Annotated in this window: 11 protein-coding genes; 10 read left to right on the top strand and 1 reads right to left on the bottom strand. The window is 44.7% G+C overall.

The genetic code is table 11. The annotated features are described in order from the left end of the window. The 3 genes from H164_RS15810 to H164_RS0113450 form a co-directional block, all read left to right on the top strand. Positions 1 to 206: hypothetical protein (locus tag H164_RS15810; RefSeq protein WP_211214766.1), on the top strand; the 206-nt coding region annotated here is incomplete at its 5' end. Beyond that, positions 160 to 591 (top strand): plasmid mobilization protein, encoded by a 432-nt coding sequence (locus tag H164_RS0113455; RefSeq protein ID WP_019967069.1) that lies wholly within the window; start codon positions 160 to 162, stop codon positions 589 to 591. The genes H164_RS15810 and H164_RS0113455, both read left to right, overlap by 47 nt. Then, positions 575 to 1,639 carry a relaxase/mobilization nuclease domain-containing protein gene (locus H164_RS0113450; RefSeq protein ID WP_019969108.1) on the top strand — a complete coding sequence of 355 codons (1,065 nt, stop codon included), beginning with the start codon at positions 575 to 577 and terminating at the stop codon, positions 1,637 to 1,639. Before H164_RS0113455 ends, H164_RS0113450 begins: the two co-directional genes overlap by 17 nt. 488 nt (positions 1,640 to 2,127) lie before the next feature. Here H164_RS0113450 and H164_RS0113445 read toward each other — a convergent pair whose 3' ends face one another. Further along, positions 2,128 to 3,951 carry a rhamnogalacturonan lyase gene (locus H164_RS0113445; RefSeq protein ID WP_025830366.1) on the bottom strand — a complete coding sequence of 608 codons (1,824 nt, stop codon included), beginning with the start codon at positions 3,949 to 3,951 and terminating at the stop codon, positions 2,128 to 2,130. 205 nt (positions 3,952 to 4,156) lie between these two features. Here H164_RS0113445 and rhaM point away from each other — a divergent pair, with 205 nt between their 5' ends. The 7 genes from rhaM to H164_RS0113410 form a co-directional block, all read left to right on the top strand. Further along, a complete protein-coding gene (rhaM, locus tag H164_RS0113440; protein ID WP_019969106.1) occupies positions 4,157 to 4,468 on the top strand; it encodes an L-rhamnose mutarotase in 312 nt (103 codons plus the stop codon). Between the two features lie 34 nt (positions 4,469 to 4,502). Next, positions 4,503 to 6,128, top strand: a complete 1,626-nt coding sequence (locus tag H164_RS0113435; protein ID WP_019969105.1) for a rhamnogalacturonan acetylesterase — start codon at positions 4,503 to 4,505, stop codon at positions 6,126 to 6,128. A gap of 191 nt (positions 6,129 to 6,319) precedes the next feature. Further along, positions 6,320 to 9,508, top strand: a complete 3,189-nt coding sequence (locus H164_RS0113430; RefSeq protein ID WP_019969104.1) for a SusC/RagA family TonB-linked outer membrane protein — start codon at positions 6,320 to 6,322, stop codon at positions 9,506 to 9,508. Between the two features lie 6 nt (positions 9,509 to 9,514). Beyond that, entirely contained in the window at positions 9,515 to 11,554 is a 2,040-nt protein-coding gene (locus H164_RS0113425; RefSeq protein WP_019969103.1) for a RagB/SusD family nutrient uptake outer membrane protein, read from the top strand. Between the two features lie 36 nt (positions 11,555 to 11,590). Beyond that, positions 11,591 to 14,410 (top strand): SusC/RagA family TonB-linked outer membrane protein, encoded by a 2,820-nt coding sequence (locus tag H164_RS0113420; protein WP_025830365.1) that lies wholly within the window; start codon positions 11,591 to 11,593, stop codon positions 14,408 to 14,410. A gap of 18 nt (positions 14,411 to 14,428) precedes the next feature. Then, the gene (locus H164_RS0113415; RefSeq protein WP_019969101.1) at positions 14,429 to 16,147 is read left to right on the top strand and encodes a RagB/SusD family nutrient uptake outer membrane protein; all 1,719 of its coding nucleotides are present in this window, start codon (positions 14,429 to 14,431) and stop codon (positions 16,145 to 16,147) included. A gap of 226 nt (positions 16,148 to 16,373) precedes the next feature. Further along, positions 16,374 to 17,203 (top strand): rhamnogalacturonan lyase family protein (locus H164_RS0113410; protein WP_036888028.1); only part of this gene is annotated, 830 nt, incomplete at its 3' end.

The raw sequence follows: 17,203 nt of genomic DNA, 5'->3' as shown, positions 1-17,203 counted from the left end.
GACATTGCAAGACGTCAGTTTGTACCCACAAACTGCTCTTGCTCCCCTCGTTCGATTGTCGGGGAGATAAGACCGTAATCACTCCGTTCTCATCGGTCAGTATTCAGGAATTAAGAAACAATGAATCATCTACAATGATAAACTTTCAAGGAAACTTATATGAGCAGATACAAGAGAAAAGCTGCCCGATGGCAGCAACAGGATAAGGAAGAACAGCGAATGAACAAAACAGAGTTCATCAAGGTAAGATGCACCTTAGAAGAGAAGCAGCGTATCAAGTCAAAAGCGGAAAGTGCAGGGCGGAAGTTCTCAGACTACTGCCGTGAGATTCTCCTTAACGGAGAAGTTATTGCCGTTCCCAAGATGACCGACAATGAAAGGGAAGCCATTGCCATTCTCCAGCAGACAGGAAAGTTCTATGGGCAGGTTTCCAACCTCATCAAGGTCAAGGACGAAAGGTGGGTACTCATCACAAAGAATCTATCGCTATGTGCCAAAGAAGCATTTAAGCGATTTTACGACTCGCATTTTCGTGTGAATGATGAGGTATATAAGGTCTTAAATCTAACAAGAAATGATAGGAAAATGTAAGGCGATAGCGCACGTCAGCACGGCTTTGGACTATATCTTCAGAGAGGGCAAGCTTGGTTATCGGCTTGCCTTCCACAATCTTTGCAGCAGGGAGCCAAAGACTATCTATGAGGAAATGAAAGTGGTTAGCGACTATAACAGCCGTTGCAGGAACAAGTTCCTACGCATTGAAATAGGCATCGCACCGCAGGACGAGAAAAAACTGCCTGTGTCCGAACTGATGTGGATAGCCCATCTGTTTGCCAAGCGAATGGGACTTGACAACCACCAATGGGTGGCAGTAACGCACAAGGACACCGACAACAGACACATTCATATCATTGCCAACCGCATCAGCCTATATGGAGAGGTCTATGATACCACTTTTGTGAGCAACAGGGCTGCAAGAGTGGCAGAGGAAATCAGCAGGGAGAAAGGCTTGACCATTGCAAAAGAGGTCAAGGCAGAAAGGAAACACCAAAAGACAAAGGCTAATCCCACGAGAGAGCAAACAAAACAGCAGGTACAGCAAATCTGCTATGCCTTGCTTGACAAATACAAAGGTACAGGCATCACGGGACACTCTATGTTTCTCTACGAACTTCACAAGAACGGCATTTCCATAGAGTGTATGAAGAACAAGCAGGGCAAGGTATATGGCTTGAAGATCTCATACGCAGGACAATCTTTCAAGGCTTCCGAAATCGGCAGGGAATTTGGCTACCGCTCCTTGCAGAAGAACTTTGAAGGAACCAACAAGGAAGAACAGAAGAAGCCACGCCAAACGATACAAGAGCCAATAGAAAAGAAAGAACAACCTGATACAGGCTACCAGCTTGTACCTAAAAGCCGTTCATACATACCACAAGCATCAGAAGAAACTCCACAGATTGCACAGGCTATCAGTACAATGGCAGATGCAGCCATTAGCGCAGTCGATGAAGTAGTGGAAGGATTGGGCGGTTTGATTACACCATCCGCACATGGAGATGACTATGCCGAAGCAGCATGGCAGCGCAGACTCAGAAATCAAGCCAACAGAAAGAAGAAGCGAGGAAGAGGAATATAATCCTATTTCAACTACAAACAGCATTACAAAAGTGCAGAAAGAAGAATATCTCATTAAGAACGCTTGTTATTCGGTAACAAAGTATTATCTTTGCAGACAGAATAACAAGCGTTCTTTCTTTAGCAGTAAACAGCGACAAAAAGCATTTCGCTCGTTTCCAAATCGTTACCTATTTCGTTTTACCAATAAGGTAACTTCTTTATTTTCACCAAGTTGTATTTTAAGAATTATCTTGGAGCGCAATATGGCTGAGATTACACGACGTGTCGGTTGGTCAACTGACTGATGGCAGGCAAAGCGCTTAAAAAAATGAAATATTGCACATTCTATCCATGTGGTGAAGCATCTTTTAATGATGTATATTTCTTTATTCTGCACGGTTTGTATGCCGTTTGTTTCAACCAAATTATGCCAAGAAGCCTGTAGGGATGTACGGCCCGTGCGTCCCTATAGGCGAGATAGAGCGACTGAAACAAAGTTCAATTTTTCTACTTCCATTCATAAGGGAAATAGTAGCCCAGTTCCGAAGGTTGATTATAAGCTACATTTTGTGTGGCAACACTCAGGCGATAGGGGATATCGAGCATTAAACCGGGGTTTCGAATCTCTGTAGGATAAGGCGTAAGATAGATACGCAGCTCTGTATTGTCTTTTGTACGGGTTATGACTTCCTCACGCCAATCGCCAAGGAAATCCGCGGAAAGGCAGGGATTCGATTTCGACCAATTATTGAATGCGCACCCTTCAAAATAGGTAAGAGTAAAGAGTTGCTTCTTGTTCCAATCATATTTGTAGACCGTTTCATGATCAAGCAACTCTTGTAAACTGTCTCCATCCCAATAGATGGAGAAATTGATCGACCAGTTTCGGCGGTCGAACCGCCCCACTTTACGTCCATCGGTGACATAGATGTTTCTGTCAGCACTGCTCCAAAGCTCAAATCCAGGATTTAACGGGTCAATATTTGCTGCCAAACAACGGCCTACATCCATTTTACTTTTATTTTGGAAGACCACTTTTCCTGTCGCAGCATCATGCAATTCTACGCCATCGACACGGTTTTCATGACAATCCCAGACAAAAAGTCTGTTCGTATGCGGCTCCGGAACCAGATGTAGGGCATCTCCGTGGCCGAAGTAGGTATTATAGAGTGGCTTTCCGTTATCATCTATTGTCATGGCCCCATATATAACCTCATCTTTTCCGTCTCCATCAACATCTGCAATACGGAGATTATGGTTTCCCTGTCCCATATAGTCTTCATAACCGGGCATGTTGGTGTCGAATACCCATCGACTTGTGAGTTCTTTTCCGTCCCAACCCCATGCAGCAAGAACCGTGCGTGTATAATATCCACGGCAAAAGAGTGCCGAAGGGTGTTTGCCATCGAAATAGCCGACACCAGCAAGAAAGCGATCGCAGCGATTACCATAGGCGTCGCCCCAATCTTTAATGTTGCCACGAGCAGGTACATAATCCACCGTTTTCAAAGCCTTGCCGGTTGTCCCCTCAAACACCGTCAGATATTCAGGGCCTGAGAGCGGTCGGTCAGCCGGGCGTCCATCTTGATAACACAGTCGGTTTTTATTTGCATCGCCTATCACGCCACCCGTTCCATCTATTGTTCCGTCTGCGGTCTTACACATCAGTTCGGCTTTACCGTCATTATCGAAGTCGTAGACCATGAACTGCGTATAGTGTGCACCAGATCGTATGTTCGTCCCAAGATTGATACGCCAGAGTCGGGTTCCATCAAGTTTCAGAGCATCTAAATAAGTGGGGCCGGTATAACCATAATGTGAATTATCGTGTGCGTTGCTTGGTTCCCACTTCAAGATAATTTCATATTGCCCGTCTCCATCCAAGTCACCGATAGAGGCATCGTTAGCCGAATAGGTGTAAGACCGCCCGTCGGGGGACACTCCGGGTGCAGGTGCCGACAACGGTATTGATAAGTAGCCTTGCGGTGCATGGGCTTTCATGTTGAACGATCCCAACATATTGCCTTGAATATCTTTTAAAATATAGGTTGTGTGTTTGTTAGCCTTGTAGTGGTCAACAAAGTAACAGCCTCCATTGGTCAGCGGTTGTGGTGTAATGAGATGATTATTACGATATATAAGAAAGCTCTTGTCTTTTTTATCGGTTGTCAACATTCGCCAACTGACGGCAACTGTTGAGTCGGAAAGCGGAAAGGCCACTAAGGCACGTGAGCGAATAGCATCGGTTTGAAGATTTGAAGCATAATGACATTGGGCATGCAGGGAAACATGTAAAATGATAAACGCGAGAAAGGCAAATAGTGTTTTCATATAACTTTTTATTTTCTTTATGGAATGCAGTTCCATGTTGATGCAAAAATAAAAAATAAAGTTTGTAGTTATTGGTGATATTGTTCGGCATGTACAAATTTCGTTGGTTTCGTACAAATTTCCATGTGATAGGACAAAAATCAAAACTTATAATGCCTCACAATGTACTATCTTTGCAAAAGAAATACCAAAAACATTACTATCAATGAAAAGATTTGCCTTTAAAATGTATCTAAAACCGGGATGTGAAAATGAGTATGCCAAACGACATGCTGCCATTTGGCCGGAACTGGAAAAGCAATTGGTAGAGCATCAGGGAATAAGTAATTACAGTATTTTTTGGGATAAGGAGACCAATGTGCTCTTTGCTTATCAGGAGTGTTCCAAAGACACAAATTCTCAAGCCACAGTCGATGCCATCACTCGGAAATGGTGGAATATGATGGCCGACATTATGGTTACAAATAAAGATTACTCGCCGGTGAGTGTTTCGCTTATCGAATTGTTCCATTTATAAAACACCTTGTAGAAATTGTTATTCGTATAAAAACATGAAACTAAAATTAATATTATCAGCAATGCTGTGGGTTCTTGTATCCTTAAATATAGAGGCCCAGATAGCAGAACCGCTCAGAGATGTCAATAAGGTTGTAGACAACACTTACGATAGTTTGACAATAGCCATGACCGCACGCCCCGTCCCCGGGTCAAGTCGCAAAGAGAAGAAGCCCGTTTTATTCCTTGTAGGCAATTCTACCATGCGCAATGGAACCCTTGGCAATGGCAATAACGGGCAATGGGGGTGGGGATACTATTTCCAGAAGTATTTTGATGAGAATAAAATCAGCGTGGAAAATCAAGCACTTGGCGGAATGTCAAGTCGGACCTTCTATACGAAACTATGGGCTCCAGTTCGGGATGCTATCCGGCCTGGTGATTGGGTAATTATTTCTATTGGGCATAATGACAATGGTCCTTATGACAGAGGCAGGGCGCGTGCGAGTATTCCCGGTGTTGGAAAAGATTCTCTAAACGTAACCATTAAGGAAACAGGCGAAAAAGAAACCGTATACACGTATGGGGAATACATGCGCAGATATATTCGCGAGACACGTGCCCGAGGTGGACAAGCTGTATTGATGTCGCTTACTCCCCGTGACGCCTACGATGACAAAACCGGAAAGATTGTTATAAAAGAACACAGTCGCTGGCTTATGCAAGTGGCGGCCGAAGAGGGTGTACCGTTCATTGATTTGAATGAACTTTCAGGTGCAAAACTTGACGGTTACAGCAAATGGAAAGAGAAATATCACTTCTATGGCGACCATATCCATACCAGTGCCTTCGGTGCCAAGATGAATGCTCGTTGTGCAGCAGAGGGGATTGCTTGTAGTCCAAATCCCATGTTAATTCCTCTCCAACAAATGATGTTACCCTTGGCTTTACCTATATATCAAGTAAAGCGTGAAGCTGGCAAACCTATGGTTTGGATTACCGGTGACTCTACGGTAAAGAATGAAGATAAGAACAAAGAAGGCATGTGGGGGTGGGGTGCTTTTGCCAATATGATCTTTGATAAAAGGAAAATACAATGGTATAATGCTGCTCAAGCAGGACGCTCCACGCGAACCTATTTAAACGAAGGGCGTTGGGAGAGAGTCTATAATTCCTTACAGCCGGGCGATTTCGTTTTAATTCAATTTGGACACAATGACATTGGTAGTATCAATAAGGAAAAAGCACGTGGGGTTATAGCCTCATCGGCAGATACCTGCCATGTATATCGAAACGAAAACGATGGTAAGTATGAATTAGTTTACAGCTTTGGCTGGTATCTTAAGAAGTTTATTGATGATGTGAGAGAGAAGGGAGCAATACCAATTCTCATATCGTTAACCCCACGAAACGAGTGGGTTAACCATAAGATAGAACGGCGAAATGATACTTATGGAAAATGGTATCGTGATATTGTCAAAGAAACGGGTGTTGACTTTGTTGATCTGCATAATATCACAGCTGACTGGCTTGATAAACATTGCGGAAGTAAGGAAAAATCTTCAGAGTATTTCAAACACGACCATACTCATAGTAGCATGAAAGGTGCCTATCTGAATGCAAAGAACATAGCAAAAGGCTTGAGAGCGGAAAGCTGTAGTCTTGCAAAATATCTCAAATAAGAGAGTAAATCGTATGATTTTACCTAAATCCGTACATTTATCTCATACATTAATATGTTGTCTCCGTTAATTTTGTAGCTAACAACCTAAACAAGAATAAAATGAACAGAAAACAACTACAAACAAATCACCTTGATAAATCTTGAAACTCAAATATCAAGAATTGCAAATCAATTAACCTTTAATATCATATGAATAATAGGAAGCTCATAAAAGGAACATTACTGCCAATAGCTGTGGCATGTTCGGCCTTAACTTTCAGTCCGTTGAGTATGTTGCAAGCGAAAGCTGCTGTAGGTAGTCTACAGCAAACCTTCAGTATTCGTGGAACCATTGTTGATGAGGATGGCGAACCCATTATTGGGGCAACGGTTCTTGTTGTAAATGGCGGAAAGACACAAGGTACCGTCTCTGATTTCAATGGTACATTTGTAATTAATGTAAAGCCTGGAACAAAGTTGAAAATTACTTTCATCGGCTTGAAAGATGAAATCATCGAGGCCAAAAATGGAATGAAAGTAGTAATGAAGTCTGACGGTGCTGTGAATCTAAAGGCTGTGGAAGTCGTAGCCTACGGTGTACAGAAAAAAGTTACTGTCACTGGTGCGCTTTCATCTGTTAAGGGAGAGGATCTTGTAAGAACTCCTGTTTCATCCGTGAACAATATTCTTGCAGGTCAGCTTTCAGGTGTCACAACAGTACAGTATTCAGGCGAGCCTGGCTCAGATGCAGCTACAGTGTTTGTCCGAGGTCAAGGAACATGGGCTGATTCAGCACCACTTATTCAGGTTGATGGTGTTGAACGTTCAATGGGTGATATTGACCCTGAAGATATAGAAAGTATTACAGTACTGAAAGATGCTTCTGCAACAGCAGTATTCGGTGTTCGTGGTGCTAACGGTGTCGTATTGATAACGACAAAACGCGGACAGGAAGGTAACACAAGAATTGATCTCTCGTCATCGTTCTCCATTTTGCAGCCAACCAAAATGCTTGAACAAGCAAACTCTTATGAGTATGGTAAGTTCTTTAATCAGATGCAACGAAATGACTTTGATTTTTCATCGGGTGAACCTTTCACACCGATGTTCTCAGATGTACTTCTCGAGAAATTCAAAGACGGCAGCGATCCTATCCGCTTTCCCAACATGCGTTGGAGCGACTATATTATGAAAAAATCCACCATGCAGACAAAGCACAATATTAATATCAGTGGTGGAACAAAATCAATGCGTTTCTTCATTTCTGCTGGTTTCATGACTCAAGGCGGTCTTTTCAAGGAGTTTATCGATGATTTTCATTATGACTATCGTTATGACCGTTTCAATTATCGAACGAATCTTGACTTAGATGTCACTCCGACGACCACACTGTCATTTAATGTGGCTGGCAACGTGAGTAATTCCCAGAAGCCTCATACCAGTATGGGAGCCTCGGGCATGATTATGGAAATGACACAGTCTACTCCGTTCTCAAGTCCGGGTATCATAGGTGGTCGTCAGGTCATTACAACAACAGACTACACAGACGGTATCACCCTTCCATTTGTAGGTGGTAATGCTATGACTTATTACAACAATGCCGGTTGGGGTGGTTTTTATCATTATAACGACAACAAACTGCAGATGGACCTTCTTTTACAGCAGAAACTTAGTTTCTTAACCAAGGGATTACTTTTCAAAGTAAAAGGTTCTTATAACAGTTTGTTCGCCGTTACCAAAGGAGCCACGGTCGGTCGTGCCACTTACTTTCCTGTTATTCAAGACAATGGTTCGATAGCTTACCGAAAGGCTGGTGAAAACACCCCTCCCTCGTATGAAGAATCTACAGGTAAAGCTCGTGATTGGTATTTTGAGACCTCTCTGAATTACAATCGTAGTTTCGGTTTGCACACGGTCAGTGGGCTTTTTCTCTATAACCAAAGCAAGACCTATTATCCAGGTAGCTATTCAGATATTCCGCGCGGATATGTCGGATTGGTAGGTCGTACAACCTACGATTGGAATAATCGCTACATGGCTGAGTTCAATATCGGCTACAATGGTTCGGAGAATTTCCATCCCGACCGTCGTTTTGGCATCTTTCCTGCAGGTTCGGTAGGTTGGGTTGCCAGCGATGAAGCGTTTTTCAAACCTTTAAGGCGTGTTGTCTCATTCTTAAAACTTCGTGCATCATGGGGTTTAGTTGGCAATGATAAGATTGGTGGTAGCCGTTTTATGTACCTTTCTGACCCTTATATCGTTAATAACGGGACTATGGCAGCTCGTTCGGGTTGGGCCTATAACTATGGTATTGAGAATTCAAAACTTTACAGTGGAGCCTATGAAAAGAGCAAGAATAATCCAGATGTAACATGGGAAAAGGCTTTTAAGCAAGACTATGGTGTTGATATCAATTTCTTGAACGACCGCCTTCGTGCTTCTTTCGATTACTATAAAGAACATCGTACCGACATTTTGCTAAGTGACTTTACCGCTCCTGATTTGGTAGGCTTCAATATGCCTTATTCAAACCTTGGCATCGTTGACAGCTGGGGGTGGGAAGTGTCATTGAAATGGAATGATAAAATAAATAAAAATTTCCGCTACTGGGCTACGTTGAACCTTTCGAACAACAAGAATAAAATCATTGAAAAGAAAGAGGCTCCTTTTAATAATATGTATCAGTATGAAAAGAACCATCGCATTGGTGCCCGCTACATGTATAAGTTCTTCCGCTTTTATGATGCCGACACTCCACGTCTATATGAAGAAACATTCGGGACACCTTTCCCAAAACAACTTGTAGACTTGAAAGATGGTGACGCTGTTTTTGTGGATCTCGACCGTAATGGTGTTATTGACGGAAATGATAAAACCCGTGAACTCGGATATACCGATGACCCGGAATACATGGCTGGTTTAAGTTTTGGATTCTCCTACAAGGATATTGAGTTCAGTTCGCAGTGGACAGGTGCATGGAATGTTTCTCGTATTATCAGCGATGTGTTCCGCTATCCATTCATCGACCGCACGACAAAAGATCGTGGTGGCCTACTGAAATATCACCTTGACAACACATGGAATCCTGAAAATCCGGGCCAGAACTATGAGTACCCTCGCGCTTCATGGAGTCATGGTGATGTAAATAACTATCAAGACTGCAGCCTTTATGAGAAAGATGCCAAGTATCTCCGACTGAAGACATTGATGATAGCCTATAATATGCACTTCACTTTCCTCAAAAAGTTGGGGGTGACTCGTGCACAGATGGCATTGAGCGGCTACAATCTGCTTACATTCACTCCTTATATTTGGGGCGATCCCGAAACTCGTGCGAGTGTATCTCCCTCTTATCCTCTTCAGAAAACCTATACCATAAGCTTGAAACTTAATTTTTAATGCACTATGATTTTGAAACTTAAACATATCTTGGGTGTGGCCCTAATCCTTTTAGGATTGGTTTCCTGCACCGATACCGTAAAGTTTGGTGATGCTTTTTTAGAGAAGGCACCCGGCGGGACTGTTACTGCTGATACCGTTTTCAGCAATCCAGAATATACACGCCAGTTCTTAGCGGGTATTTATTCGAAGATGTACTATAACCTTCCGACACTTTCTACCAACAATGCTCCGCAATGTCTTAATTATTGGAAAGGTATGCCCGATGCACTTGGTGATGATTTTCAGCTGCTTTTCAATAATACTATTGTATTCAGTAAATATTATAATGGTTCTCTGACATCAGAAATAGATGGTAGGAAAAACGGTAATATCTATCCTTTCACCAATGAGTTTATTTGGGAAAATGTACGCCACTGTTGGGTAATCATCGAGAATATAGACAAGGTGCCGGGTATGGAAAATGATGAAAAGGCTCGTATCAAGGACGAAGCACGCTGTCTACTGGCTTACACCTATTTCATAACCTTTCGTTGGTATGGAGGTTTACCCCTTGTGTATAACTCCTACACCGGATCTGAAAGCAGCTACGATTTGCCCCGTCAAAGTGTAGAGGCGACAGTAAACTATATGACCAATCTTTTAGATGCGGTCATTAATAGCAATCATCTGCCGTGGGCGTATACCGGTTCAGAGGCCGCTGCCGAAACCGGGCACTGGACGAAGGCTGGTGCGATGGCCTTGAAATGTAAGATACTTGCCTTTGCTGCTTCCCCACTTTTTAATGATTCGAAGTCTTATTTTGCTGGCAAATATACTACCGATAAAGATGACTGTGCTTGGTATGGCGGCTATAAACCCGAATTGTGGCAGAAACTTAAGAATGCTTGTGCGGACTTTTTTGCTCAAATGAATTCCAATGGGCATTACCATTTGGTACAGCCATTGGGAACTACTCAGGAAGATTATCGCTACGCTTTTCGTAGTGGCTATATTCAAGAGAATAGCCCAGAGATACTGCATAGTATCCGTGTCAGTAATAAGGCTCATTATAATGACTATCTCTGGTACTTTTTGGGTTGGGGGAATAGTGCCAATGGCAGCGGTGGAAATGACCGTTACTCCTATTGTCCGACACAGGAATATGTAGAAATGTTCCCTTGGGCTGATGGGAGGCCTTTCGATTGGGAAAAGACAAAACGTGAGCATAAACTCAGTAAGATGTTTATTGACGGTGATACAGTTAGAGGTCAGCAACTATTGCAAAATATTACCTATACCAGAGACCCACGCCTTTACGAAACTGTTATGGTGAATGGAGATCGCCAAAGTCTTAATTGGGGAGATGGTAAAGCCTATGGAGCGAATTGGGAAATGTGGGTAGGCGGGACACAGGTTGGACAGGCCTCAAAAACCAATTCGGGTAAATACGGTACAGGCTATCGCATGCTGAAATATATTGTAGGTGAGTGCTTCCGTCGTAAATATCCACAATGGAATGCCATTATGTTGAGTGATATCTACCTACTTTATGCAGAGGCCTTGTTGCAAGCCGACGGTAATCATACGGAAGCTATCAAATTGGTTGATGCCGTGCGTGCTCGTGTCGGACTGAAAGGGCTTGTTGAATGTAATCCTGACAAACAGCTTCTTACCAACAAGGAAAACCTGCTTGCGGAAATCATGCGTGAGCGTGCTTGCGACCTTGCCTTTCAGAATGAACGTTATTTTGATATGATTCGTTATAAACGTGCCGATTTGTTCGAGCGTCCACTCCACGGACTTCGTATCTATCGCCTTGTACGAGACGGAAGGAATTGGAAACGTGAAGAGAGTCAATGGTATAATAAATCGTTTAACAAGAAACTTAGAGAGACCGATCCAAACTTCTACGAACCATCTTATTTTGATTTTGAGCGTTTCCAAATTACAACCGGTGCTCGCTACTGGTGGAGTAATGGATTTGATCCGAAATGGTACCTACAGCCATTCCCTATTTCTGAAATTAATAAGAAGTACGGATTGGTGCAAAATGCAGGTTGGTAATCTTAGTAAGCTAATCAAAAAGAAAAATAGATGATTATGAACAAAATACAGATAATTGTGTTTTCCTTACTGGTCGGGCTCACGTTTCCGGCTGCAGCACAAGGGAACAAAGTAGAGGAGAAAGATAAATTCTTCGGACAAACAATTGATGTGGGGGCCGATAAAGAACTGACACGTGAAGAATCGACAGCAGCAGTCTCTGTGATAACATCACAAGATTTCGATCACCGCAGTGCCAAAAATATCGGAAACAGTATTCTTGGACAAGGAAACGGTCTGGTTTCTTTGCAAAACAATAGCCGGGTTGCTTTGCAGAATCCAACATTCTACGTGCGTGGGCTTCAAACATTGAATAGGATGAATGCACCTCTCATACTTGTCGATGGAATCGAACGTGACATCACTTCTATCACTGCCGAAGAAGTCGAAAGCGTCAGTGTCCTTAAAGATGCTGCCGCTGTTGCACTCTACGGTTACAAGGGAACAAATGGCGCAATCCTTATTACAACAAAACGAGGCAAATACAATTCGCGCACTATCAAATTTACTTATGACCATCTTTTCAATTCTTTGGTAAAGAAGCCCCGGTTTGTTGATGCCTATACCTATGGTAGAGCTATTAATGAGGCTCGCCAGAATGATGGTCTTACGCCGCGCTATAACAATAAGGAACTTGAAGTTTTGCGCACTGGGACGCTGCCCTATCTTTATCCTAACATAAACTGGGTAGATGAGACATTTCGTAATCAATCCATGACGAATAAGTATAACTTGGTATTCTGTGGTGGAGGAAAGAGTTTTCGCTATTACACGATGCTTGACCTTATCTCAGACAAAGGATACATAAAGAATCCCCATGAGAACGACGGCTACTCGACGCAAGATAAATATGTGAAAGGAAATCTGCGTATGAATCTTGATATCAATCTGACACCTACCACAGACATACGTGTCAACTTACTCGGCATACTACAAGAAACATCACAGCCTGGAAAACAGGCCGATTTATGGTCCATGGTTTATTCATTGCCAGCGGCTGCATTCCCGATAAAAGACGAACACGGCGTATGGGCCGGCAGCGATACTTGGTCAGGAACCATCAATCCTGTGGCACAAAGCATTGGAGCAGCCTACTATAAGAATCATTCACGCTCACTGTTCTTTGATGTGACGGTCAAACAGAATCTTTCTTCTTGGCTCAAAGGACTTTCTGCTGTGGCTCGTGTAGGTTATGATAATACTTCCAACGTCTACGAAAACCATAGCAAAACGTACGTTTACAGTGTAAATGCACCTTCATGGGCCGATAGTGATACCGAACCTACGGTGAAGAAAGCCACTTATGGAACCGATAGCCCCATGGGAGAAGGAGCTGCTGTGAATGCATATTCCCGTCGATTACACTTTGATGGAGGCTTTGACTACCAACAAACATTTGGACTTCACAGCTTATTCTCGCAATTGAAGTGGGACTATGAATATGAAGATCCTGAGGGACTCAACAACACGCTGTATAGACAGGACGTCACATGGTGGACGCATTATGGTTATAACAACCGCTATTTTGCCGACCTTGCACTTGTGGAGAGTGGCAGCAGTCGATTGGCGCCCGGAACAAAATGGGCTTTTTCGCCTACGCTTTCAGCGGCGTGGGTCATCTCTAAGGAACATTTCATGCAGCATATTGGCTGGTTGAACTTTCTGAAACTGCGTGCTTCGGCTGGTATTATTAATGCCGACTATCTGCCGGGCGACAATGAATGGACCTACTATGCACAACAGTATGCCACCAGTGGCGTTACTTATCCTTTCGATAGCGGTTGGAATTCCGAGTTCGGTCGCACTTATCTCGGTCGTATGGCCACGGCTAATCCGAGCCATGAGAGGGCCTATAAGTACAATATTGGTATAGATGCTAAACTTTTGGGTGACCTTGACGTCACGATTGACCTATGGAAACAGCATCGCACTTCCATTTGGGTTTCGTCGGCAGGCAAATATTCGGCAGTTCTCGGTATGGATGCCCCTTATGAGAACGCCGGTGTCGTTGACAGTCATGGTTTGGAACTGGGCCTTGACTATAATAAACGGTTAGGACATGTAATTTTCAATGCAGGTGGCAACTTCATGTTTACCAAAAACAAAATCAAAGACATGCTCGAAGAGCCTCGCTTGTATAAGAATCTCATACAGACAGGAAATCCCTATACACAGATTTATGGACTTGAGGCAATAGGATTCTTCAAAGACGAGGCTGACATCGCAGCAAGTCCTGTGCAGACATTCTCCATAGTGAAGCCGGGTGATGTCAAATACCGTGACGTGAATGGTGATAATGTCATCGACTCCAATGACAAAGTTGCTATCGGACACAGTACCACGGCACCCGAAATCTATTATAATTTCCACCTTGGAGCCGAGTGGAAAGGCTTGGGCTTTTATGCTTTGTTTCAAGGAACGGGCAATTACAGTGCTATCCTTAATACCAAGAGCATGTACTGGCCGCTCGTGGGGAACACGACCATATCACAGTATGCGTATGATAATCGCTGGACAGAAGCCACAGCTGCAACAGCAAAGTTCCCACGTTTAAGCAGTCAAAGCAATGCTAACAACTATCAAACTTCTACCTTATGGTTGGCAGACCGCTCTTTCTTGAAGCTGCGTAACATCGAGGTTTACTACAATCTTCCCCAATCGCTTCTCGCGAAGACGAAGGTTGTCAATGGTGCAAAGCTTTATATACGCGGAGTAGACTTGTTATGCTTCAGTCATCTCGAAAAGAGCGATCCCGAGGCCTATGGAGTCATGCCACCCAACAAGAGTATTGCTGTGGGTTTGAGCGTTATTTTCTAATCAAAACAAGAAAGAACTATGAAAATCAATAAATTATTTCAAGGTGCTTTGGTCGTATTAGCGTTGGCTTCATGCAACGACAAGATGAACTATAACGAGTACAACATCTACGGTAAAGACTATATCACGAAGAACTTCCAAAACGTTGGTGGCTTCATGACCGACATCTACAACACGGTCGACTACGACTTTGGAAACTATTCGGGCGGTGCCATGCAGGCTTCGGCTACTGATGAGAGCGTCTACAGCAAGCTGGGCAACAGCATTGAAGACTTCTACAACGGCGCATGGAGCGCCACGAATGCCAAAGGAAGTGTGTGGAACAGCATGTATGCGGGCATCAAAACATGCAACCACGTGCTTGGACAAATGCAGGGACTCGACTTTGAAGAGTTGAAACTCAACGCCGATTACGGTGCTCAGATGCACCGTTATGAGAATTACAAGTATGAATGCCGCTTCATGAGAGCCTATTTCTATTTTGCCTTAGTGCGCCAATATGGTGGCGTACCCCTTGTGACAAGCGAGCTTCCGGCCAAGGTTGTCAATACGTTGAGCCGCAACTCTTCCGACGAAGTCTTTGATTTCATCATCAAAGAATGCAACGACATTCAAGACAAAATCGTTGCCGACTACAGCAATCTCGGTCAATTCTCTACGGGAACCGAAGAGTCGGGACGTGCCGACCGCCTTGCCGTTCTGGCCTTGAAAGCACGTGCGGCCCTCTATTGGGCAAGTCCGCTCTTCAACGCGTCGAACGATCGTGAGCGCTATCACGACGCTGCACGCTACACCAAAGAGCTGCTCGACGCCGCCGAAGCACGCGGCAAGGGACTCACGGCACATTACAATGACCTCTGGGCAGCCAAGAGTTTCAACACGCCCACCATTGCCAAGGAAATCATCTTCGGCCGACGTTACTTCAAGAACCCCACCGGCGACAATCTTGTTGAGTCCAACAACTATCCCGTAGGTATTGAAGGAGGAAGCGGTGGTAACTGTCCCACCCAGAACCTTGTAGATGCTTACGATATGAAGACCACAGGCCTGTCCATCAACGAGACCGGTTCGGGCTACGATGCTGCCCATCCTTATAAAGACCGCGACCCACGCCTAACGGCAACCGTGGCTGTCAATGGTGATCAATGGCCCACGTATTCCGGAGCCACACCGCTTGAAACGTTCCAAGGCGGAGTAAACGGAGAACCGCTTACAGGTGCAACGCCCACGGGATATTACTTGAAGAAGTTCTGCAACGGAGCCATTTCGCTGGCCGGAAACGGTAAGGTGAAAGAGTCGTTCCACACGTGGCTCACGTTCCGTATGGGTGAGTTTTATCTCAACTATGCCGAGGCCGTGTTCAAATATCTGGGAAGTGCCGACGCCACGACAGCCGAATTCCCCATGTCGGCCCGCGAGGCAGCCAACAAGACCCGCCGACGTGTGGGCATGCCCGACCTCAGCAGTAGCGGAGACTTCTGGACACGGCTGTGTAACGAGCGTTTTGTTGAGCTGGCATTCGAGGGGCATCGCTTCTGGGACGTGCGTCGTTGGAAAGAGGCCGACCGTTATTTCAAGGAAATCTATGAAATGAAGCTCGCCAAAGACAGCGATGGGAACATCAGTTACACGCGCCGAAAGGTGGAACGCCAGTGGGATGACCGGATGTATCTCTTTCCCATTCCCCAGACCGAGCGCATGAAGAACGGTAACCTCTTGCAGAATCCGGGCTGGTAAAAGGGAGTTGAGGGGCACAGAAACGTCACTTGTGTCCCACGCCTCTTAGGATGAGCGAATTCCCACCGCGGTGGGAAATTAGTGCCATCGTGTTGGGAAATATTTCCCACCGCGGTGAAAAATATTTTTCACCGCGGTGGGAATTCACCAACTCCTATATCCGTCCCCTACAACTATAGCTTTTCACGAACAAATATCCTATAACATGAATCTACACCTTTACGCAATGAAAAAACTTCTATGCCTCGTTGTCGCGCTGCTGGCCTGCAGTTCAGGCCTTCAGGCACAAAACAAATCGCGCGGTTTATGGGCCTCGCTCAGTGAAGGAAAGCAGAAAAAGGTTTTCGTCAGTTGGCGAATGCGTAAGACCGACGACGTTTTTAAAACCACTTACAAGCTGTATGCCGACGAAAAACTCGTGGCCACACTCAAAGACCGAACCAATGTGAGCCTTCCACTTTCCTACAAAAACGCAACTTTCAGGCTCGAGGTGCTTGACAAACAATCGAAGCTCATCGATTCACAAGGCGGTGTCAGCTGTGATCCTGCGTTCTATCATAATATCAAGCTGAACCATCCTGCCGACGTGATATGGAGTGACGGCTCGACGATTACGTACACACCAAACGATTGTTCGGCCTACGACATGGACGGTGACGGCGAACAAGAGATCATTTTGAAATGGGCTCCGTCGAATTCGGGGGCTGATTTGAAGGCCACGGCACCTGCCATACTCGACTGCTATAAGCTCGACGGCACGCAGATGTGGCGCATCAACTTCGGACCTAACGTGCTGGCCGGCTGCAGGTTCACCTTCCTTTGCTACGATTTCGATGGAGATGGCAAGGGAGAAATCATCGTGAAGACGGCGCAGGGCAGCCAAGATGCAACAGGAAATTACCTCCATACCGGCCCTGCTGCTACAGCCAACCACTCACTTTCAAGCATCAACGCAGCCGGAGTCGTCACCAACGGCGGCCAAGAGTGGCTCACTTGTTTCGATGGTGTGACGGGCAAAGAGTTGGCCACCATAGACTATTGGCCCTTGTTTGACGT

Source organism: Segatella maculosa DSM 19339 = JCM 15638 (assembly GCF_000382385.1).
Taxonomy (GTDB): Bacteria; Bacteroidota; Bacteroidia; order Bacteroidales; family Bacteroidaceae; genus Prevotella; species Prevotella maculosa.
The sequence above is the reverse complement of the archived record's forward strand: the minus strand, read 5'-3'. Positions and strand labels throughout refer to the sequence as shown.

What these genes read in the sequence shown, in the direction of transcription:
- H164_RS0113455 (WP_019967069.1), top strand. Translation starts at nt 160, where the DNA reads ATGAGCAGATACAAGAGAAAAGCTGCCCGATGGCAGCAACAGGATAAG.
- H164_RS0113450 (WP_019969108.1), top strand. Translation starts at nt 575, where the DNA reads ATGATAGGAAAATGTAAGGCGATAGCGCACGTCAGCACGGCTTTGGAC.
- H164_RS0113445 (WP_025830366.1), bottom strand. Translation starts at nt 3,951, where the DNA reads ATGAAAACACTATTTGCCTTTCTCGCGTTTATCATTTTACATGTTTCC.
- rhaM (WP_019969106.1), top strand. Translation starts at nt 4,157, where the DNA reads ATGAAAAGATTTGCCTTTAAAATGTATCTAAAACCGGGATGTGAAAAT.
- H164_RS0113435 (WP_019969105.1), top strand. Translation starts at nt 4,503, where the DNA reads ATGAAACTAAAATTAATATTATCAGCAATGCTGTGGGTTCTTGTATCC.
- H164_RS0113430 (WP_019969104.1), top strand. Translation starts at nt 6,320, where the DNA reads ATGAATAATAGGAAGCTCATAAAAGGAACATTACTGCCAATAGCTGTG.
- H164_RS0113425 (WP_019969103.1), top strand. Translation starts at nt 9,515, where the DNA reads ATGATTTTGAAACTTAAACATATCTTGGGTGTGGCCCTAATCCTTTTA.
- H164_RS0113420 (WP_025830365.1), top strand. Translation starts at nt 11,591, where the DNA reads ATGAACAAAATACAGATAATTGTGTTTTCCTTACTGGTCGGGCTCACG.
- H164_RS0113415 (WP_019969101.1), top strand. Translation starts at nt 14,429, where the DNA reads ATGAAAATCAATAAATTATTTCAAGGTGCTTTGGTCGTATTAGCGTTG.